Below are 20,135 nucleotides of genomic sequence, written 5' to 3' on the forward strand. Positions count from 1 at the left end.
GACCGGGCCTGACAACGGCAGCGCTGTCTTGCGACCTTCCGGGGGTACGACCATGGCAGAAGAACTCTCCCCGTTCCTCGAAAATTCCGCTCTCATCGACTGGCAGACCCCATCGGTACGGGATATCGCCCGGCGTCTCTCGGCGGGGACCGACACGGAGACGGCGGCAGCCTGTTTTGCCTTCGTCCGCGACGAGATCCGCCACAGTAACGACATCGAGACCCAGGCGATGCCGCTTGTCGCCTCCGAGGTGCTGGCGGCCCGCACCGGCCTCTGCTTCGCCAAGAGCCACCTGCTGGCGGCGTTTCTGCGGGGAAACGGCATCCCCGCCGGCTTCGGCTACGTCCGGCTCGCTTCCCGGGAATCGGTCTCCGGCTTTTGTCTCCACGGGTTCAACACGGTACGCCTCAAGGAGTTCGGCTGGATCAGGGTCGACGCGCGGGGGAACAACGCCCGCGTGAACACGATTTTCGCCCCTCCCGGCGAAAGCCTCGCCTACCTTCCCCGGCGGGAGGGGGAATACTTCCTGTCGGAAAACTACCCCCGGCCGCTCCCCGTGGTCGTCGAGGCCTACGCCCGGGCCCGGGATCTGGAGAGCCTCCGGGCGGGGCTCCCCGACGACCGCCGGGCCCGGTTCGGGCCGATGTGATACGGGGAAAGGTGACTCACAGAAGGCGGAACAGCATGTCGTTGGCCCCCTGGAACGGTCCGAGGGGGTTGCGCTGGTCGCGAAATTCCTCGATATGGGGGGCGCCGCTCCAGAGCTTGTACGTCACCTGGCCGTCTACGAGGACGAGAAGGGCCTTGAAGCGCCAGCCGGTCTCGTAAGACATGCGCCTAAAATTGAAGAAATCTAGCCAGAAGTTGCCGATCCGCTTGGTATGGAGCCGCTTCGGCTCGAAGACATAGGCGCGGCAGTTGGTGCGGGCCCGGAGGCACTGCCGGAGCCCTTCGTCCAGCTCTTCGGGAGGGATGGCCAGGAGCGTGGCGGCGACGTCGAGGTAGGTGAGTATCTGCAGGTTGGGGGACGCGACGGGGTCGAACCCGAGCCCCTTTAGGTCCGCCATCGTGGTGATCCCGGGGAGGATCTTCTCGTAGGCCGCCTTTGCCTCGTCAAAACTCTTCCACGGCGACTCGACGGTCTCCTTCGAACTCGGCAGCAGCGTGCTGCATCCCGCCATGGCCAGCAGGGCTCCGGCCAGTGCCAGCCGTCCAATCCTCCGCATCAGCATCGCATCCTCTCCGGTTTCGTCAGTCAAGGCATATCAGCAGTGCTCCGGGCGCGGTCGCGGAATGAAGTCCGGCGGGCGCCGCAGGCCGGATACGGAAGGTGCGTCTCTCTCCGGCCAGTTGTCCGGAAAAACCGCGTCCCCGTAAGACTTTAGTATAATCGTCAGCTATCGGAATGCAACCTGGAGCGGGGGCCGAGGTGCCTTGACAACCGGCCCGGAGCTGATAACAGATACCGTGAGGGGACGGAAAGGAGCGGAGGTACGTTCATGGGCCTGGATCTTACCGAAGAGCAGCGCGCCCTGCGGCAGAGCGTCGGGGCATTCGCCCTGAAGGAGCTGCGGCCGGGGGCCGCCCGGCGTGACGAAACCGGGGAGTTCCCGGCGGAGGCCTTCCGGCGGATGGCCGAACAGGGGCTCACCGGCCTCCTCTTTCCCCCGGAGTACGGCGGGAAAGGGGAGGGGACCCTGGCCTACGCCCTGGCAGTGGAGGAGCTGGCGCGGGTCGATGCCTCGGTGGCCATCACCCTCATGGCCCACAACCTCTGTGCCACCCACATCTTCAGTGCCGGCACCGAAGAGCAGAAGCGCGCCTTCCTCGTCCCCCTGGCCCGGGGCGAGCGGCTCGGCGCCTGGGCGCTCACCGAGCCCGGAGCCGGAAGCGACGCCGGCGCCATCGGGACCACGGCGCTTCCCGAGGGCAACGGCTGGCGCCTTGCGGGAAACAAGATCTTCATCACCAACGGCTCCCGGGCCGATATCCTCGTCGTCATGGCCTCCACCGCTCCCGCCCGGGGGCCGAAGGGGATCTCGGCCTTCATCGTGCCGGGAGATGCCCCGGGCCTGCGGAAGGGGAAGAACCTCGACAAGCTCGGCTTCCGGTCGAGCGACACCGTGGCCCTCACCCTGGAGGATGTGCGGGTGCCGGCGGAGAACCTCCTGGGCGAGCTCAACGGAGGGTACCGGGGGGCCATGGAGGTCCTGACCGGCGGGCGGATCGGCATGGGGGCCATGGCCGTCGGCATCGCCCGGGGATGCCTGGAGGAGAGCCTCGCCTACGCCAGGCGCCGCCGGGCCTTCGATCACCCCATCGCCGACTTCCAGGCGATCAGGTGCATGCTAGCCGACATGGCTACCGAGATCGACGCGGCGCGGCTTCTCGTCCACCGGGCCGCGCGGCTGCGGGACGCTGGCAGGCGCTACGTGCGCGAAGCCGCCATGGCCAAGCTCTACGCCTCCGAGACGGCGGTGCGGGCGTCGCTCAAGGCGGTGCAGATCCACGGCGGTTACGGCTACACCCGGGCCTTTCCGGTGGAGCGCTACCTGCGGGAGGCAAAGCTCTGCGAGATCGGCGAGGGAACCTCGGAGATCCAGCGGCTGGTCATCGCGCGCGAGTTGCTGAAAGAGGAGATGAATCCGTGAGGCCGGGCTCCCCGGCCCCACGGATTCAGGGAGGAGCGAGATGCGCCCCGTCTACATGATCACCGGCGGCATCACCAAATTCGCCAAGGCCCACCCGGAGAAGGACTTCCGGCTCATGGTGCGGGAGGCCTTCGACTACGCCCTGGCCGACCTCCCGGGCCTCACCCGCGCGGAGATCGACGGGAGCGTCTGCTCCTACTTCTCCGACCACTTCACCCGCCAGCTCAAGGCCGGGGCCATGGTGCAGGATTATCTGGGCTTGTGCCCCAAGCCCTCCCGGCGGATCGAGGGAGGGGGCGCCACCGGGGGGTTGTGCTTCCAGGCGGCGTGGGAGGCGGTGGCCTCCGGGCGGATGGAGGTCTGCCTCGCCATGGGGTTCGAGACCATGAGCCGGGTCAACACCTGGAAGGGGAACGAGTTCATCGCCCTGGCCTCCGACACCAACTTCGACTATCCGGTGGGGGGCTTCTACGCCGGCTACTACGCCATGATGGTGCAGCGCCACATGCACGAATTCGGCACCACCACCGACCAGATGGCCATGGTGGCCGTCAAGAACCACGCCAACGCCCTGCACAACCCCTACGCCCAGAAGCCGGCGCGGCTCACCATCGACGACGTCCGCGCCGCCCCCATGGTCGCCACCCCCCTCACTATTCTCGACTGCTGCCAGATGTCCGACGGCGCTGCCGTGGCACTCCTCGCCTCCGAGGAGGCGGCACAGAGGCTCTGCAGCAATCCGGTGCGGATCACCGGCGTCGGCAGCGGCACCGACGCCATGCGGATGGCCGACCGCCCCCACGGCGACGTCATCCTCCTCCCCCACGAGAGCGCGGAGGAGTACCGGGAGCTGCGCTATCCGGGGGTCCACTCCTTCCGGGCGGGGCGGATGGCGGCGAAGCTCGCCTACGGGATGGCCGGGATCGGCAACCCGGCGGAGGAGCTCGACTTCGTGGAGCTCCACGACGCCTACACCTCGTCCGAGATCCAGACCTGCGAAGACCTGGGGCTCTGCCGCTACGGCGAGGGGGGGCGCTTCGTGGCGTCGGGGGCGCCGTTTCTCCCCGCCATCGACTACGGCCTTGGCTTCTCCGGCGAGGAGCGCTGGTCCCGGATCCCGGTGAACCCCTCCGGCGGGCTCCTCGCCTGCGGTCACCCCGTCGGCGCCACCGGCCTCATGCAGGCGGTCTTCGCCTTCTGGCAGCTCCAGGGGACCGTCGCGAAGCATCTGGGGGACGCCACCCTCCAGATCCCCGACGCCCGCCGGGGGCTCATCCACAGCCACGCCGGGACCGGCACCTACATCACGGTGAGTATCTTGGAGAGCGTGTAGGGGCGAATCTTGTATTAGCCCATAACAAGGGCGATCACAAGGATCGCCCCTACGGCAGGTGAGACCATGAACAAAGACGCCAAACTCCCCGAAACCCAGGAGGGGACGGTCCTCTTCAACGTCGACCCGATCATCATCAGGTACCACTACGAGATCGACTACCTCCACTCCTACGCCCAGGATTCCCCCTTCTTCGCCGCCCTGGCGAAGGGAAAGCTCATGGGCTCCCGCTGCACCGGATGCGGCTGCGTCTACGCCACCCCCCGGGGCCACTGCATGGAGTGCGGCGCCCGGACCGAATGGCACCAACTGCCGCACGAGGGGCGCATCCATACCTTCACCACCTGCCACTTCGGCGGCGAGGCATTCCTGAAGGAGACCCCCTTCACCCTCGTCCTGGTGGAGTTCGACGGGGCGAACACCCTCTTTCTCTCCCGCCTGGTCGGCGCCGAGCCCGACGAGGTGCGGATCGGGATGGCGGTCCGGGCGCGCTTCCGGCGCAACTGCCAGTTCCGGCCGACCGACGTCTACTTCGTCCCCGTTGCCGCTCTCCCCTCACCCCCATCTCCTCTCCCTGAGGGCGAGGGGTGACTCATACCCTCTGCCCCGCGCCGTTTCAAATTTTCTCAGGTTGATCTCCGGAGAGGCATTCACGACGGGGCCTTACCCGTCATGGATGCCCCTGTTTTTGCGTTGGCCGCCAGTTTCCGGCGGGCCCGCCTCCCCCGCAGGTAGAGGAGCCAGCCGGAGACCGCCATCCAGAGGATGCCGGCGCCGAGCAGGAGATGGTAAGCGTCGCCGATCAGCCCCGGCCCGAAGTGGAGTCTGACGAGGAGCGCGTCGACCCCCGAAACTGCCCTGCCGAGCATCGGTTCTTCGCCCCGGCGGAAGAGTCCGAAATCCAGGAAGAGCCCGCTCAGCGCCTGGACGACCAGCAGCGGCGCGGTGACGATCCCGGCGTAACGGTGAAGGGTGTTGAGGGTGATCGGTTTCATGGGAGTCCCTGTCGATTTGGGCGATTCCCCGAAATTATACCCTCCAGCGCTCTCCTCCACAATCGGCATGGCGCGCTCGCCGGGCTTTCCCCAAACGGTGCGGGCTTCCTTGCAGGGGGCGTTTTGTGTGCTAGACTTTTGGGACTGTCGGCGCAACGTCACATTTGTCCGGGGCGGAGTAGCCATGAACGTTTCTCTCGTATTTCCTCCCTTCCATCTCCAGACCCTCTACAACCTCCCCCCTCTCGGGCTCATCGGCCTCGCCACGGTGCTGAGGCAGGGGGGGCACCGGGCGGTCATCTGCGACCAGGTGCTGGCCCTGCGCCGGGGGAGCCTCGGCATGGGGCGCGACCTTTACGACGAGGCGGCCCGGGAGATCCTTGCGGGAGAGCCGGAGCTGGTCTGCTTCTCGGTCCAGTGCACCACCTTCCCTCCCACCGTCGGCATCGCCCGGCGGCTGAAGGAGCTGAGGCCCCACCTGCGGATCGTTGCCGGGGGGCATCACGTCTCCTTCGTCGACCGGGAGACCCTTGCGCGCTTTCCGTGGATCGACGCGGTGGTTCGCGGGGAGGGGGAGGAGACCCTCCGGGCGCTCGTGGACCGCTACGCCGCCGGCGGCGAGCCGGCGGAGATCGACGGGGTGACCTGGCGCCGGGGGGAGACGGTCGTCCGAAATCCCGACCGGGAGCTGATCGCCGACCTCGACACCCTGCCCCTTCCCGACTACGCCCTGGTTCCGCCGCTGGAGGAATACCGGCGGGCCTGCGGTATCTCCCGCCGCACGGCCATCCTCGAGGTGGGGCGCGGCTGCCCCCACAGCTGCGTCTACTGTTCCGAGTCGGTCATGTGGCGGCGGCGGACCCGGACCTACTCGGTCGGCCGGCTCGTGCGGGAGATGGGGGAACTATCCCGGCGGTCCGGGGCCGAGTCCCTGCTCCTCGCCTACGACCAGTTCACGGTGAACCGGCGCTTCGTCGAGGAGTTCTGCCGCGAGGTGATCGCTGCCGGGCTGAACGGCCTTCCATGGTACTGCATCTCCCGGCTCGATTCGGTCGACGCGCCGCTTCTGGCCCTCATGCGGGAGGCTGGGTGCGAGACCATGTGCTACGGGATCGACTCCGGCTCCAGGAGGACCCTTGCCTTCATCGGCAAGGAGATCGACGAAGGGATCCTCCACCGGCGGGTGCGGGAGACGACCGAGGCGGGGATCGTCCCGACTCTGAGCTTCGTCGTCGGCTTCCCCGAGGAGGAGCGGGAGGACATCGACCAGACCCTCGTTCTCGCGCTCCGGGCCGGGATCCAGGGAAACTGCAACCCCCTCCTGCAGCTTCCCACCGTCCTGGCCGGCGCCGGGCTGCACCGGCGCTACACCGGGAGCCTGGTCCGGGAGGTGGACACCTACTTCTCGCTCGGCCTCGAATTCGACGGCGGCCGGCGCCTGGCGGAGGACGAGCGGCTCATCGACGCCGACCCGCATCTCTTCAGCTCCTTCCACAACATCCCCTGTGCAGGGATGTCGCTCGCCGAGCTCGACCGGATCACCCGCTGGTTTCCCCTCGTCCTCTCCGGCTATCCGAAGTCGTTCCTTCTCCTCTCCCGAACTCTCTCCAGATCGCCGAGCGGGCTATTCACCGACTTCCTCGCCATGCTTGCGGGTGAGGGGTGGCGGACCGACATCCCGTCTGCCGAAGCCGATCTCCTGGCGCGCTTCCCCGCCTTCGCCGAGGTGCTCCTGGCCGGGCGCGGCGCCTCCTGCTCCCATCTCGCCGAGGTCGTCACCTACGAGACCCTGGCGCTGAGGGTGGCATCCCGCCGCTCTGCGGCGAGGGAATCGCTCGGTCGCGATCCGCGGAACTGGCGGCCGGTACTCGCGGAGGGGGTGGCCGTCGCCTGCTTTGCCCGGAACATCCCGCAGATCGTCGCCGACATGAAGGAGGGGATCTTCCGGACGAGCTATCCGCCCGAGCCGTCGGTTCTCATCTTCCATCACTTGGGGGAGCGGGTGGAGGTGACGGAGGTGAACGGCTTCGGAGAGGATTTTCTCGCCCTCTGCGACGGCTCGCGCACCTGTGGCGATATCGCCGCGAGGCTCTACGGGCGGTACGGTGCCGGCATGGATGCGGACCGGTTCCGGGAAGAGTGCCTCAATGCCCTTGCCGTATTCGCGGAGATGGGGATTCTCCGCGACGGCATGGCCCCTTCTTCCGTCGAGGCACATCAGGACGGCTGCCGGTGTGGAGCCGCCGTGGTTGCCGCGTGACGGAGGACCCATCCCACGGAAAGGAGGTGATCGCGATGCTTAAGATGAAGCAGGTCGAGTCGAAGAGCGTGCCGGCCGTCTGTAATGGTCCGGCATACGAGGCACCGGCTGGCTACGCGCCGGCATGACATGGCCCGGCGAGCCGTGCGCCCGCCCCCCATGCGCCGGCCTGACACGGTCCGGCGAGCCGTGTGCCCGCCTGACGTGTGTTGGCTTGCGAAGTAACGTTTGCGGTCAGGTGAGCGGGTTTGACCTTGGGTCAGCCCGCTCCTTTTTGTTTCTGATGGGACTGCATACACTGCTGAGAAAAAGGAAAAGCGTGAGATGAGAGAGGAAAGGGTGTTCCCGGTCATCGACGGGCACGTGGACCTGGTCTACGACCTGATGCGCCGCCATCCGGAGAGTTCCTTCCCGGAGCTCGCCGAGGGGGCGGTGACCCCGCGAAGCCTGGCGGCCGGAAGGGTGCGGGTAGTGGTTTCGGCCCTCTACTGCGCCGACGCCTTCAACGGGGCGGGGCGGGCGCTTCCCCACCTGCGTGACCTTGGCGCCTTCGCCCGGGAGAAGCTCGGCGGATTCGTGCCGCTGCGCACCCCGGAGGGGCTCGACGCGTGCCTTGCCGGCGCCGGCCCCCCCGGCATCCTCACCCTCCTGGAGAATGCCGATCCCCTGGTCGACCTTGCCCCGGAGGAGCTCCCCTCCCTCGGCCTCGTGGCGGTGGGGCTCACCCATGCCGGCCGCAACCGCCTGGGGGACGGAAACGCCGTCGCCGCGCCCGGCGGGCTCACTCCGGCCGGCCGGAAGCTTCTGGGGCGCCTCGACCGGCTCGGGATCGCCCTCGACGTGGCCCATCTCGCCGAGCCCTCCTTCCGGGAGGCGCTTGAGCTCTTCACCGGTCCGGTCATGTCGTCACACACGGGACTGCGGGCCTTCTGCGACCGGCCGCGTAACCTCTCGGACGGGCAGGTGGCGGCCATCTGCGCCCGGGGAGGGATTGTGGGGATGACGCTCGCCCCGGAGATGCTGGTGGACAAGGGAGCATGCACCATCGACGACGTGGTCCGGCAGATCGACTGGCTGGTGCAGCGGCATGGGCCGGAGGCGGTCGCCATCGGCTCCGACTTCGGCGGGTTCGACGATCTGTGCGTCGGGATCGAGGACCACGGCGGGCTTTCCGCCCTGGCGGAGCGTCTACGGGCTAAGGGCTATCCGGATGCGGCCGTGGGGTTGATCATGGGGGGGAACTGGCGGCGGTGGTACGGAGGTATTCTCTCCCGGTTCACGTCATGAGCTCCGGCAGCTCGCGGTAAAGCTCCAGCGCCTCGGGATTGGCCAGGGCGTCGCGGTTTTTCACCGGTTCGCCGTGGATGACGTTGCGCACCGCCAGCTCCACCTTCTTCATGTTGATGGTGTAGGGGATGTCGGCCACGGCGATGATCCGCGCCGGGACGTGGCGCGGCGAGACGTTCTCCCGGATGGCGCGCCGGAGCCGCTCCCGCAGCTCCTCGGTCAGCTCGCAGCCTGCGGCCATCCGCACGAAGAGGATCACCCGCTCGTCTCCCTCCCACCGCTGCCCCACGCAGATGCTGTCGGCGATCTCGGGAAGCGCCTCCGCCTGGCGGTAGATCTCGGCCGTGCCGATCCTCACCCCGCCGGGGTTGAGGGTGGCGTCGGAGCGGCCGTGGATGATCATGCCGTCGGTTTCGGTCAGCTCGGCGAAGTCGCCGTGGGCCCAGACCCCGGGGAAACGCTCGAAGTAGGCCCGGCGGTACTTCATCCCGTCCGGGTCGTTCCAGAAGTGAAGCGGCATGGAGGGGAAGGGGGCGGTGCAGACGAGCTCTCCCTTTCGCCCCACGACCGGCCGTCCCCCCTCGTCGAAGACCTCCACCCCCATCCCGAGCCCCCGGCACTGGAGCTCCCCCTCGTATACCGGCCCCAGCGGATTGCCAAGGGCGAAACAGCCGTTGAGGTCGGTCCCCCCCGAGATGGAGGCGAGCTGCAGGTCGCTCTTCACCTCCCGGTAAACGTAGCGGAAGCTGTCGACGGAAAGGGGGGAGCCGGTGGAGAGGATGGCGCGCAGCGGCGCCAGGTCGCAGTCGCGTCCCGGCCGCACCCCCGCCTTCTCCATGGCGGCCAGGTAGCGGGCGCTGGTGCCGAAGACGGTGAGCCGCTCCTCCTCGGCGAGCCGCCAGAGGGCGCCGGGGTCGGGGTGGAAGGGGGCGCCGTCGTAGAGGACCACCGTGGCGCCGACGGCCAGGGCGCTTACGAGCCAGTTCCACATCATCCAGCCGCAGGTGGTCAGGTAGAGGATGGTGTCGCCGCGCCCGAGGTCGGTGTGGAGGACGAGCTCCTTCAGGTGGTTGACCAGGATCCCCGCCGCCCCCTGGACCATGCACTTGGGGGGGCCGGTGGTGCCGGAGGAGTACATGATGTAGAGCGGATGCTCCGCCGGCAGCTGCTCGAAGGGGAGGGGGAGCCCCTCTTCCCGGGCGGCGAACGCGCCGTAGAGGATGGCGCGGGGTATGGCGGCCAGGTCGGGGCGCTCGTCGAGGAAGGGGACGACCACGAGCCGCTCCACCGTGGGGAGTTCGTCCATGATGCCGCGCAGCCGCTCCCGCAAATCAAAGCGTCGGCCGTTGTAGATGTAGCCGTCGGCGGCGAAGAGGAGCTTCGGCCGGATCTGGCCGAAGCGGTCCACCGCCCCCCGGATGCCGAAATCGGGGGAGCAGGAGGACCAGACGGCGCCGATGCTAGTGGCGGCGAGCATGGCGATCACCGTCTCCGGCATGTTCGGCATGAACCCCGCCACCCGGTCCCCGGCCCCGACCCCCGCCTCCCGCAGGGCCTGCGCCAGCCGCGCCGTCCGCTCGAAGAGCCCGGCATAGGTGATCCTGACCGTCTCCCTCCCCTCGCCCCTGAAGACGAGGGCCACGCGGTCGTCCCGGAAGCGGAGGAGGTTCTCGGCAAAATTGAGCCGCGCCCCCTCGAACCAGCGGGCACCGGGCATCCGGCCGGGGTCGTCCACCACCCGGTCGAAGCCGCGGGAGGCGATCACCCCGCAGAACTCCCAGACCGCGGCCCAGAAGGCGGGGATCTCCGCCACCGACCAGCGGTAGAGCTCGTCGTAGGTCCGGAAGCCGCTCCCGTGCCGGCTGTTGACGAACTCCATGAAGCGGGTCAGGTTCGCGTGGGCGACCCGCTCCGCCGATGGCCTCCAGAGGGGTTCTTTCATGGCGTCTCCCATCCCGCGGTTTCGCTCGTAAGTCTTTTATAGCACCGGCGCCGCCAATTACAATCGACTTCCCCCCGGCTGGGAATGCGGTACACTTGGGGTATCTCAGGCAGGAGGCGCGTTATGGACGGGAGAACCGACAGGGGGACGGCGGAAAGCGCCGGGACGGTACGGCTGGCCGACCGGTTTCGGGGGGCGGCCTGGGGGCAGTTCGTGGGGGACGCGGTCTGTCTCGGGAGCCACTGGATCTATGAGCTGGAGGAGCTGGAGCGGCGGTTTCAGGGAGGGGTGCTCGGGTTCGAGACCCCCGCCGACGGTCACTACCACGCCGGCAAACGCTCGGGGGAACTGACCCACTACGGCGACGGGGCCCTGGTGGTGCTGCGGTCGGTGGCGGAAACGGGGCGCTTCGACCCGCAGGATTTCGGCCGCCGCTTCGTGGAGCTCTTCGGCTCCGATGCCTACCGGGGGTACCTCGACCACGCCACCCGGGAGACCCTCGACCACTGGCGGGCTTTCACCGCGGCCCACCCGGGGGAGCCCTACGGTTTCCAGGACGGGGCCGACGACGACCAGCCGGCCACCGCCACCCGTCTCGTCCCGGTGGTGATCGCCCATTGGCGCGACGACTCCCTCCCCCGGGTGGTGGAGGCGGCCACGCGGGTCTGTCAGAACAACGACCGCGCCGTGGCCTACATGCGATGCCATGCCCTGATCCTGCGGGAGCTCTTCGCCGGAACGGACCTGCACGAGGCGTTTCACCGGGCGGCCACGGCCATGGGTCGTGAAGCCGGCCCCGGCAGGGAGGTGGCCGAAGCCATCAGGAAGGCGTGCGCGTCCCTTACCATGACCGTGCGGGACGCGACTCTCGCCTTCGGCCAGTCCTGCCCCCTGGGGTCCAGCTTCCCGGCGGCGGTGCACTGCGCGCTGCGGCATTCGGTAGATTTCGCCGGCGCCGCCCTCGACACCGCCAACGCCGGGGGGGACAGTGCGGCCCGGGCGGCACTGATCGGGGCGTGGCTCGGGGCGTTCCACGGCATCGCGGGAATACCGGCGGCATGGCGTGAACGGCTTGCCGACCGGGACGAGATCGAGCGGGACGTGGAGGAACTGCTGCGAACCCTCCCCTTCAGTTAAAGGAGGGGAGGAAAATTGTTCCCCCTCTTAACGGTTAAGAAGGGGCTGAATTCGGCAGTTGCCCGCATGCTTCATTCGCTGAAACGCACTCCTTCTGCCGTTCTAGGCTCATTTCGCTGCAGCCGATTAAACTCACCCTGCGGGTTCGGACAAAATCGGCTGCTTATCGCTCCATTTCGCCAAGAACGGCGACGAATGAGCGCATTACGCATGCGGGCAACTGCCGGATGTCCAGAGGGATGCTACTGATTCTGCGGCGGCGCCGTCATCCGCGACTTCCTGCGCTCCCAGCGCTCCCGGGCCTTTTCCCTCATCTCGTCCACCTTCTTCTGCTGTTCGGGGGTGAGCACCTCCTTGATCCGGTCATGGCAGCGGTCGCGAATTTCGCGCATCTTGTCCCGCTTCTGGATGCGGGTGAGGGTGGTGTTGTCCCGCAGCGCTTTGAGCTCCTTCGCCTCATCCTCCAGGATCGGGAGGATCTTCGCCTTCTGGTCCTCGGAGAGGCCGAGGCGCGTCGTCATCCGCTGAAGCCGCTGCGCCGGGTCCATCATCTGCATCTTCCCCTGGCGTCCCGCCTTCCCCGGTCCCATTCCCGGCCCCATCCCCGGACCGCCTCCCGGTGCCGTCTGGGCCCACGCTCCTTGCTGCATTCCCGCCAGGGCCGCCAGGGCCGCCCCCGTCGCAATCGCCAGTTTCACCTTTCTCATGGGTACTCTCCTTTCGTCTCAGTTGCCAACTGTTCCTGAAAACGTCCGGTTCCGGTGTGCCGTTGACAGCCCGCGGGAAAAATCTGCCATGGCGCCTGCGGTATGGGCGCCTTTTTCTCAAGAATCGGGCATTGGCGCCGATATGGAGTAGAAATGGAGCAACCAACGGAAAACGGGAGAGGAGGATGGGGGAATGAAAAGGATCGTCATTGCGCTTGCGGTGGCCCTCTGCCTCGGCATTGCCGGGGTCGTCCCGGCTGGCGCCGGAGCGTTCAGGGTGGGTGAGGCGATCTACGTCTGCGGCTGCGGCGCGAAGTGCCCCTGCGACGAGGTCGCCCTGAAAGGGGGGAAATGCACCTGCGGCAAGGACCTGGTAAAGGCGAAGGTGACCGGCGTCGGGAAGGGGAAGGTCGTCGTCATGGTCGAGGGGAAGGAGCGGACGTTCAAGACGGTCGGGAAGTATGCCTGCGCCTGCGAAGGATGCAATTGCAAGACGGTTTCCCAGGCCGCCGGCAAGTGCGTCTGCGGCAAAGAGATGAAGGAGGCGAAGCGGTAAGGCGGAGCCGGATTCGGCGCACTCATGGGCGGGGGAGCTTACCCCGTCCGTTTTTTTTTGTGCGCCTCCTCCCGTAGCAGGGTCAGCCGGAACCAGAGCCAGGTGAGGAGCGCCGCCGCGAGCCTCCCCGGCGGGTGGTCGGTGAGCCGGTCGAAGAACCGGTCGTGGAGGTCGAGGAGGCGCGTCTCCCCGCTTCCCACCGGGTCTGCGGCCCGGAAATGACGCCGGGCGTCGAGGCCGAAGGGGAGCTGCCAGGCGTTGCCCCGCACGAATCCTCCCGTGGCGTACCAGAGCCGGCGCCGCTCGGCGGGGGGGAGCCGCCGCAGGAGCGCGTCGATCCGGCGCAGGATCGGGGCGAGGCGAAGGCGCTCCGTCCGTTCCCGGCACCGGTACCCCGCCACCAGCTCCGCCACCCCCTCCTGCCAGCCGATGTGGGCGAAGTTCATCAGCAGGGCGTTGACGGTCTGGCGCTCCCGCAGCCCCTCCACCTCGAAGCGCCGGGCCGAGGTGACGATCTCCGCCGGCAGCAGGAGCCACTCCCCGGCCGCGGCGATGCGGGCCGCCACCCCCGCGTCCTCCAGGATCGGGAGCGATTCGTCGAAGGGGCCGGTCTCCCCGAAGAACGGGCGCCGGACCAGGAGCCCCTGATCGCCGTGGGTGCAGCCGGGGCGGTGGAGCCGCGCCTTCCACTCATAGAAGTACCAGGGAAGGGACGGTGCCCCGTCGCTTCGGGCGAAGCGGAGCCGGAAATGTCCGGCGACCCGCCCGTCGCTCCGGCGGGCGATGGCGGCCTCCAGGCTCTCCAGCGCCGTGCGCAGCGCCAGCGGCTCGGGGAAGGTGCAGTCGGCATGGAGGAAGAGGAGGGTGCCGCCCCGGGCGGCGCGGTACCCCGCGTTCATCTGCCGCCCCCGCCCCCGGCCGGCCGTCACCACGGTGACGGGAAAGGGGGCCTCGGGCGCCAGGGCGCGGAGCGCAGCGACGGTGCCGTCGTCGGAGCCGCCGTCGGCGATCACCACTTCCAGCGCCACCCCCCGCTGGGCGGCGAGGGTGGCGAGCAGGGGGGCGATAGCCGGCGCCTCATTGAGGACCGGGACGATGACGGAGAGTTGTGGCGGTTCGGATTGCTTGGGCATGGAGTCATCCTACCCGAGCGAAGTGGCGGGAGAAAAGCATTTTCTGGCTGGCGTCAGATGCAAAAAAACGCCCGGTTTCCCGGGCGTTGTGGTGCGGCGAATCATGACGGGAATTTCAGTTCATGACGCTGTCGGCAATCTTCACCAGGTTCGGCAGGTCGGGCTTGGTGACGATGTCGAGGGCGCCGAGGTCTTTCCATTTGCGCCGGTTGTCGTCGGTGGCGAGGGAGGAGAAGATCAGGATCGGGAGTTCCTTCAGGGTGTCGTCCTTCTTGACCAGGGTGGTGAGGTGGAGGCCGTCCATCTTCGGCATCTCCACGTCGGTGATGAGGAGGTCGAGCTCGTGCCGGAGCCCCGTCCCCGCGGCGCGGCAGCGGTCGAGTTTCGCGGTGAGCATCTGCCATGCCTCCTCGCCGTTCTCCGCCTCCTCCACAACGTAGCCGGCTCCCCGGAGGGTCGAGCAGATGCTTCCCCGGATGAAGGCCGAGTCGTCGGCCACCAGGATCCGGTGCCGGCTCCGGTCCAGGGCCGGCGCCTCCAGGAGCTGGCGCTCGTCCAGGGCGTGGAGGATGTTATCCGAGCAGATCTCGCCGATGATCTTCTCGAAGTCGAGGATCAGGATGATCCGGTCCTCCATCTTTACGACGCCGGTGACGTAGGCCGACTCGATGGCCCGGACCGGCGGCTCCACCTGCTCCCAGGAGATGCGGTAGATCCGGGAGACATCGTTCACCAGGATTCCCACCACCATCCGGTTGAACTCCAGGACCACGACCCGTTCGGCCGGCAGCGTCTCCATGCTCTTGCCGAGGACGGTGGCCAGGTCCACCACCGTGATCACCTTGTCCCGCAGTTTCATCATCCCGGCGACGGCCGGGTGGGTGTTGGGGACCTTCCACATCTGGGGCTTGCGGATGATCTCCCGCACCTTGGCGACGTTGACGCCGAAGTGGGACGGGATCGTCTCCCCCCGCCCGTTCTGCTCGTTGAGCATGAACTCCACGATCTCCAGCTCGTTGGTGCCGCTCTCCAGCAGTATTCTGTTGTCAGCCATGTGCCGATACCTCGCCGGTTGATGGCCCTCGAAACGAAGGCATGGTTAGCGTATCGGCGTGGTACGGAAGAACTTTAGGAAAAGACGGGGTTCGGGGCTCGGGACTCGGAAAAGACCGTAAGAAAGCGTCACCTTAATCCGCCAATTTACTAGCCCCGAGTCCCTAGTCCCGAGTCCCGGCCTTTATATCGATCCGCGTGTCGTAAAACGTGCTTCCGTTCCCCCGGTCGGTGAGGCGCTGGGAGGTGAGGGCGTTCACCGTCCGGTCGCCGGGGGCATAGGCGCGCCACCAGACCCCCTCGGCCACCGCCACCCCGGTCGGGACCCGGCCGGTCGTCCGCAAGACGAACTCCACCTCCCCCCGTTCGTTCCACGCCACGATCCGCCCGCCGTCGGCCAGACCCCGCGCTTCGGCCTCGGCCGGGTTCACCATGAGGGTCATCCCCCCCTGCTTCGCCCGCAGTTCCTCCTGCTCGTAGAACGAGGCGTTCAGGGCGAAGGGGGTCGGGGCGGTCATCAGCATCAGGGGCAATGCCCCCTTATCCTCGTGGGGCGGGAGGTGGCGGGGGAGCGGCTCCGGCTCCCGGGGGTTCAGGATCTCCACCTTCCCCGACGGCGTGCGGAAGGTGCGGGGGGCGTCGGGTGGGAGCGGCAGCTCCACCGCCTTCCCCTCGGCGAAGCGGGCCGGGTCGATCCCCTCCCGCATGGCCGTCGGGATCGACAGGAGCCGGTCGATCATCTCCTCGGCGCTCTGGCGGAAGAACGGCTCGTCGAACCCCATCGCTTCGGCCAGCAGGGCGAAGGTATCCCAGTTGGACCTGCTCTCCCCCACCGGCGGGACCGCCGGCCGGGTCCGCTGGATGCAGTAGGTGCCGTAGGCGCGGTAGACGTCGCTCGTCTCCAGGGACGAGGTGGCGGGGAGGACCACGTCGGCCCAGCGGGCGGTGTCGGTCATAAACCGTTCGTGGACCACGGTGAAGAGGTCGTTGCGGCCGAGCCCCCGGAGGATCGCGTTCTGGTCCGGGGTGACGGCGGCGGGATTCGAGTGGTAGACGTAGAGCGACATCACCGGCGGGTCCGTCAGCTCCGTCAGGGCGTGGCCCAGGCGGTTCATGTTCACGATCCGGGTGGGGCGCGCCATGAAATCCTCCCGCAGCACCTCCTTCATGGCGAAGGCCGCTCCGGTGGAGGTGGAGGCGAAAAGCCCGCCGCCGCGCCTGCCGTAGGCCCCCGTCAGGGCCGGGAGGGCGCAGATGGTCCGGACCGTCATGGCGCCGTTGCCGTAGCGGGAGAGCCCGCTCCCGAGGCGGATGAACGGCGCCCGGGCGCGGCCGTAAAGCCGGGCCAGCTCCTCGATGGTCGCCGCCGGGATGCCGGTGAGCCCCACCACTCGCTCCGGGGGGTAGTCGGGGAGGATAGCTTCCGCTAGCTCCGCGAACCCCTGGACCCGCTCCGCCACGAACGCCCGGTCCACCAGCCCCTCCCGGACGATGACGTGCATCATCCCCAGGGCCAGGGCCCCGTCGCTTCCCGGCCGGGGGAGGATGACGCGGTCCGCGACGGCGGCCGTCGGGGTCTCGTAGGTGTCGATGAGCCAGACCGCGGCCCCCCGCTTCTTCGCCTCCCGTACCCCGTGGAGGAAGTGGATGTTCGTCGCCGCCGCGTTGATCCCCCAGAGGATGACGAGGTCGCTCTCCGCCACCTCGTCCGGGTGGGGGGCCGGGGTCTCACCCATCACCGCGTGCCATCCCGCCTCCTTGGCCGGCGAGCAGATGGTCCGCTCCAGCCGGGACGCCCCGAGCCGGTGGAAGAAGGGGTGGCCGGCGTTTCGCTGCACGAGCCCCATGGTCCCGGCGTAGGAGTAGGGGAGGATCGCCTCGGCGCCGTGGGTTGCGATGATCTCCTTCCAGCGGTCGGCGATGGTGCCGATCGCCTCCTCCCATGTGGCGGGGCGGAACTCCCCCGCTCCCTTGGCCCCGGTGCGGATGAGGGGGGTGGTGAGCCGCAGCGGCGAGTGGACCGTACGCTCGTAGTGGAGCATCTTCGGGCAGAGGGTGCCGCGGGTGAAGGGGTGCTCCGGATCGCCGGTTACCCGGACGGCCCGGCCGTTTTCCACCTCCACCAGCAGGCCGCAGGTGTCGGGGCAGTCGTAGGGGCAGACGGAACGCGTGATCGTGGTGGTCATGGGAACCTCCGGGGAGAGATCGTAAATAATCCCCTCTCCTTCAGGGAGAGGGGCAGGGGTGAGGGGGAGTAAGCGCGCAATGCAAACTAACTCTGTTACGTGCCGAGGGTATCCCTCACCCGGCCTTCGGCCACCCTCTCCCGAGGGGAGAGGGTTTGTATTGAGGTTCGCTCTGAGAGACGGGGTGCATTTCCTCTCACCTTCGCGGCAAGGCGCAACTTTTCCCCTCTCCTTCAGGGAGAGGGGCAGGGGTGAGGGGAATAACAGGCTGCGTGCAATGCTTCCAGCACCGACTCGGTGTTCTTGAGTACATCATCATTCCAAAAACGAATGACTCTGATGCCGGCACCTTCGAGCACTCTGGTTCGTTCGTCATCATACGCCTTTTGGGCACTATCGGTGTGGGAGCTTCCGTCCAGTTCAATGGCCAAGAGTACTTCGTGGCAGTAAAAGTCCAGAATAAACCTTCCTACAGGATGCTGGCGGCGAAACTTGAAGCCGCAAAAGCGGCGATTACGCAGGAGCAGCCAGAGCAGGTTTTCGGCATCAGTCTGCCTCGTCCGTAACGTGCGGGCATTGTCAAGAACGTCGGATGGAACGGCCATGAATGGACCCTCGCTCTTCCCCCCTCACCCGGCCTTCGGCCACCCTCGCCCGAGGGGAGAGGGTTTGTATTGAGGTTCGCTCTGAGAGACGGGGTGCGTTTCCTCTCACCTTCGCGGCAAGGCGCAACTTTTTTCCTCTCCCTCAGGGAGAGGGGCAGGGGTGAGGGAGGGAAATCACTCAGGTAGCATACCGCAGGAGACGGCGTGCGGCAATGGGGAGGGCGCTACACCGCCAGGGTGGCGAAGAGCCCTTCGAGCTTGGCCGCGTCCAGCGGCTTGACGATGAAGCCTGCGGCCCCCAGCCGGCGGCAGCGGTCGAGCTCGTCGGGATGGTCGGACGAAGAGGCGATGACCACCGGCAGCTCCCTGGTGGCGGGGTTGTGCCGCAGGCGTTCGAGGACGTCCGATCCGTTCAGCCGGGGGAGCTGCAGGTCGAGGATGACGAGGGAGGGGAGCTGCGGCGCGGGGGGAGTGCCGTCCCCCTCCAGCCGGCGGAGGGCCTCGGCCCCGTCGCGGGCGATCTCAAGGCGTACCGGCCGCGACAGCTTCTTCATCGCCCGGGTGGCGAGATACCGGTCGTCGTCGTTGTCTTCAACCAGGAGAACGTTCAGTTCGATCATGCTTCGACTCCATCTAAATGCGGCATTGCGTCGTCTCTCTCCAGCGGGGGCGGGCAGGGGGGGAGGGAGAAATAGCAGGTGGTGCCGCGCCCCTCCGCGCTCTCCAGCCAGATCCGTCCCCCGTGGCGCGCAACCACCCGCTGGACGATGGCGAGCCCCACACCGGTGCCGGGGAACTCGTCCGGGCGGTGGAGTCGCTGGAAGGGCTGGAACAGCTTGCCGGAATACGCCATGTTGAAGCCGGCGCCGTTGTCCCGCAGGTAGCAGACCGTCTCGCCCCCCCGCCACGCCCGGCCGAAGGAGATCCTCCCCCGCTCGGTGCGGGCGGTGAACTTCCAGGCGTTCCCCACCAGGTTCTCCATGGCCACCCAGAGGAGCTCCGTGTCGGCGCAGACCATCACCTCCGGCTCCACCGTCACCTCCACCTCCCGCGCCGGCTCCCCCTCCGCCAGCGTCGCGGCGATGGCCCGGATCATGGCGCTCAGGTCCAGCTCCCGCGGCGCCAGCTCCCGGCGCTGCACCCGGAAGAGGGTCGACATGGCGGCGATGACCCGCTCCATCTGGCCGCTCACCCCCCTGATCCGCCGCAGGTAGTCGCGGCATTCCCTGCTCAGGGTGTCGCCGCACTCCTCCTCCAGGGCCTGGCAGAACCCGTTCAGGCGCATGAGGGGCGCCCGCAGGTCGTGGGAGGCGGAGTAATTGAACGACTCCAGCTCCCGGTTCGCCTCCTCCAGTTGGGCGGTCCGCTCCCGCACCCGCTCCTCCAGGCGCGCGTTCAGCTCGGCGATCCGCCGGTTCGCCTCCTCCCGTTCCCGCCGGCGCTGCCAGACCGCTTCCACCATCCGGTTGAACGATGCCGCCAGCTCGCCGATCTCATCGGAGGACTCCACCGGGATGGTGGCGCTTCCCCCCGCCTCCACCGCCCGCACCCCCTCCGCCAGGTGGGTGAGGGGGCGGGTTACCCCCCGGATCACCCCGTAGACGGCCCCGCAACCGGCCAGGAGAAAGAGCGCCGCCGCCAGGAAGGTCGTGGCGATCATGGAGCGGAGCCGCCGGTGGATCGGTTCTTCGTCCATGACGACCCGCACCGACCCCAGGGGGGCCAGGGCGCCGCCGGTCCCCCCGGTCTCGAAGAAGAGGTCCGATTCGCGGGTGGCCCTGGCGCTGCCGACGACCGGTTCGGAAAACTCGATCCGGCGCCCGGTCCGGCGCAGCCCCGGCTTGCCGGCGGATGCCGCCTCTTGCGCCGGTGCCGGCTCCGCGCTTCCGTCGGCGGAGCGGGTCACGGTCACGAGGGGACGGTTGTCGCGGTCGAAGATCGTGACCGAGAGGGCCCCGGGCGTTGCCATCGCCCCGTCGGCGATCTCCCTCAACTGCTCGACGTTGCCGGCGAAGAGGGCCACGCGGGCATGGTTGGCCAGGAGCCGGGCCAGGAGCCGCCCCTCGGTGACGAGCTTCTCCTCCTCGCTCTCACGGTGGTGGGTGATGAAGAATACGGCAAAGATGGTCGAGATCGCCACGATCATGGCGGCGGTCACGGTGAAGAGCTTGGCGCGGAAGCTTCCGCGGATGCTTCCGCAGATGCGGGAAATGGCGCCGGTTCGCGCCGTCGTTGGGGGGGTGCTCCGGGTTTCAGCAGTCATGCCGGCCTCCTGGGAGCTTCAAAACAA

At 68.0% G+C, this 20,135-nt stretch carries 18 protein-coding genes; 8 read left to right on the top strand and 10 right to left on the bottom strand.

From position 1 onward, the window contains the following. The first annotated feature begins 52 nt into the window (after positions 1-52). Positions 53-649 carry a transglutaminase family protein gene (locus M6689_RS05935; RefSeq protein WP_298269024.1) on the top strand — a complete coding sequence of 199 codons (597 nt, stop codon included), beginning with the start codon at positions 53-55 and terminating at the stop codon, positions 647-649. Positions 650-665: 16 nt separating this feature from the next. On the opposite strand, the gene M6689_RS05940 is transcribed toward M6689_RS05935, so the two are convergent. After that, positions 666-1,226: a hypothetical protein gene (locus tag M6689_RS05940; protein WP_298269026.1), complete on the bottom strand. Its 561-nt coding sequence runs from the start codon at positions 1,224-1,226 to the stop codon at positions 666-668. 273 nt (positions 1,227-1,499) lie between these two features. Here M6689_RS05940 and M6689_RS05945 point away from each other — a divergent pair, with 273 nt between their 5' ends. From M6689_RS05945 to M6689_RS05955, 3 genes are all read left to right on the top strand, one after another. Then, a complete protein-coding gene (locus tag M6689_RS05945; RefSeq protein WP_298269028.1) occupies positions 1,500-2,651 on the top strand; it encodes an acyl-CoA dehydrogenase family protein in 1,152 nt (383 codons plus the stop codon). A 40-nt stretch (positions 2,652-2,691) separates the two neighbouring features. Then, complete coding sequence (locus tag M6689_RS05950; RefSeq protein WP_298269030.1) at positions 2,692-3,984, top strand: thiolase domain-containing protein; 1,293 nt, start codon at positions 2,692-2,694, stop codon at positions 3,982-3,984. A gap of 66 nt (positions 3,985-4,050) precedes the next feature. Beyond that, positions 4,051-4,575: a Zn-ribbon domain-containing OB-fold protein gene (locus tag M6689_RS05955; RefSeq protein ID WP_298269033.1), complete on the top strand. Its 525-nt coding sequence runs from the start codon at positions 4,051-4,053 to the stop codon at positions 4,573-4,575. Positions 4,576-4,634: 59 nt separating this feature from the next. Here M6689_RS05955 and M6689_RS05960 read toward each other — a convergent pair whose 3' ends face one another. Next, positions 4,635-4,979 (bottom strand): hypothetical protein, encoded by a 345-nt coding sequence (locus M6689_RS05960; RefSeq protein WP_298269036.1) that lies wholly within the window; start codon positions 4,977-4,979, stop codon positions 4,635-4,637. Between the two features lie 184 nt (positions 4,980-5,163). Here M6689_RS05960 and M6689_RS05965 point away from each other — a divergent pair, with 184 nt between their 5' ends. Continuing rightward, positions 5,164-7,239 carry a radical SAM protein gene (locus tag M6689_RS05965; RefSeq protein ID WP_298269038.1) on the top strand — a complete coding sequence of 692 codons (2,076 nt, stop codon included), beginning with the start codon at positions 5,164-5,166 and terminating at the stop codon, positions 7,237-7,239. 324 nt (positions 7,240-7,563) lie between these two features. After that, on the top strand, positions 7,564-8,526 hold the full coding sequence (locus M6689_RS05970; protein ID WP_298269040.1) for a membrane dipeptidase: 963 nt from the start codon (positions 7,564-7,566) through the stop codon (positions 8,524-8,526). On the opposite strand, the gene M6689_RS05975 is transcribed toward M6689_RS05970, so the two are convergent. Beyond that, positions 8,516-10,468 carry an acetoacetate--CoA ligase gene (locus M6689_RS05975; RefSeq protein WP_298269042.1) on the bottom strand — a complete coding sequence of 651 codons (1,953 nt, stop codon included), beginning with the start codon at positions 10,466-10,468 and terminating at the stop codon, positions 8,516-8,518. The genes M6689_RS05970 and M6689_RS05975 overlap by 11 nt on opposite strands. A 123-nt stretch (positions 10,469-10,591) precedes the next feature. Here M6689_RS05975 and M6689_RS05980 point away from each other — a divergent pair, with 123 nt between their 5' ends. Then, positions 10,592-11,605, top strand: a complete 1,014-nt coding sequence (locus M6689_RS05980) for an ADP-ribosylglycohydrolase family protein (RefSeq protein WP_298269045.1) — start codon at positions 10,592-10,594, stop codon at positions 11,603-11,605. Positions 11,606-11,847: 242 nt separating this feature from the next. On the opposite strand, the gene M6689_RS05985 is transcribed toward M6689_RS05980, so the two are convergent. Continuing rightward, entirely contained in the window at positions 11,848-12,312 is a 465-nt protein-coding gene (locus M6689_RS05985) for a hypothetical protein (RefSeq protein WP_298269048.1), read from the bottom strand. A 193-nt stretch (positions 12,313-12,505) separates the two neighbouring features. Here M6689_RS05985 and M6689_RS05990 point away from each other — a divergent pair, with 193 nt between their 5' ends. After that, positions 12,506-12,868, top strand: coding sequence for a hypothetical protein (locus M6689_RS05990; RefSeq protein WP_298269051.1), 363 nt, complete (start codon positions 12,506-12,508; stop codon positions 12,866-12,868). 38 nt (positions 12,869-12,906) lie between these two features. Here M6689_RS05990 and M6689_RS05995 read toward each other — a convergent pair whose 3' ends face one another. From M6689_RS05995 to M6689_RS06020, 6 genes are all read right to left on the bottom strand, one after another. Next, positions 12,907-14,001: a TIGR04283 family arsenosugar biosynthesis glycosyltransferase gene (locus M6689_RS05995; RefSeq protein WP_298269053.1), complete on the bottom strand. Its 1,095-nt coding sequence runs from the start codon at positions 13,999-14,001 to the stop codon at positions 12,907-12,909. 115 nt (positions 14,002-14,116) lie between these two features. Next, positions 14,117-15,055 (bottom strand): chemotaxis protein, encoded by a 939-nt coding sequence (locus M6689_RS06000; protein ID WP_298269055.1) that lies wholly within the window; start codon positions 15,053-15,055, stop codon positions 14,117-14,119. A 163-nt stretch (positions 15,056-15,218) separates the two neighbouring features. After that, positions 15,219-17,240, bottom strand: a complete 2,022-nt coding sequence (locus tag M6689_RS06005) for a molybdopterin oxidoreductase family protein (RefSeq protein WP_298269056.1) — start codon at positions 17,238-17,240, stop codon at positions 15,219-15,221. 233 nt (positions 17,241-17,473) lie between these two features. Further along, a complete protein-coding gene (locus M6689_RS06010) occupies positions 17,474-17,845 on the bottom strand; it encodes an endonuclease domain-containing protein (protein ID WP_298269058.1) in 372 nt (123 codons plus the stop codon). A gap of 224 nt (positions 17,846-18,069) precedes the next feature. Next, positions 18,070-18,465 carry a response regulator gene (locus M6689_RS06015; RefSeq protein WP_298269060.1) on the bottom strand — a complete coding sequence of 132 codons (396 nt, stop codon included), beginning with the start codon at positions 18,463-18,465 and terminating at the stop codon, positions 18,070-18,072. Continuing rightward, a complete protein-coding gene (locus M6689_RS06020; protein ID WP_298269062.1) occupies positions 18,462-20,108 on the bottom strand; it encodes an ATP-binding protein in 1,647 nt (548 codons plus the stop codon). The genes M6689_RS06015 and M6689_RS06020 overlap by 4 nt, the downstream gene beginning before the upstream one ends. Positions 20,109-20,135 lie beyond the last annotated feature (27 nt).

The sequence above is a fragment of the Geobacter sp. genome (genome assembly GCF_027327745.1).
GTDB lineage: Bacteria > Desulfobacterota > Desulfuromonadia > Geobacterales > Geobacteraceae > Geobacter.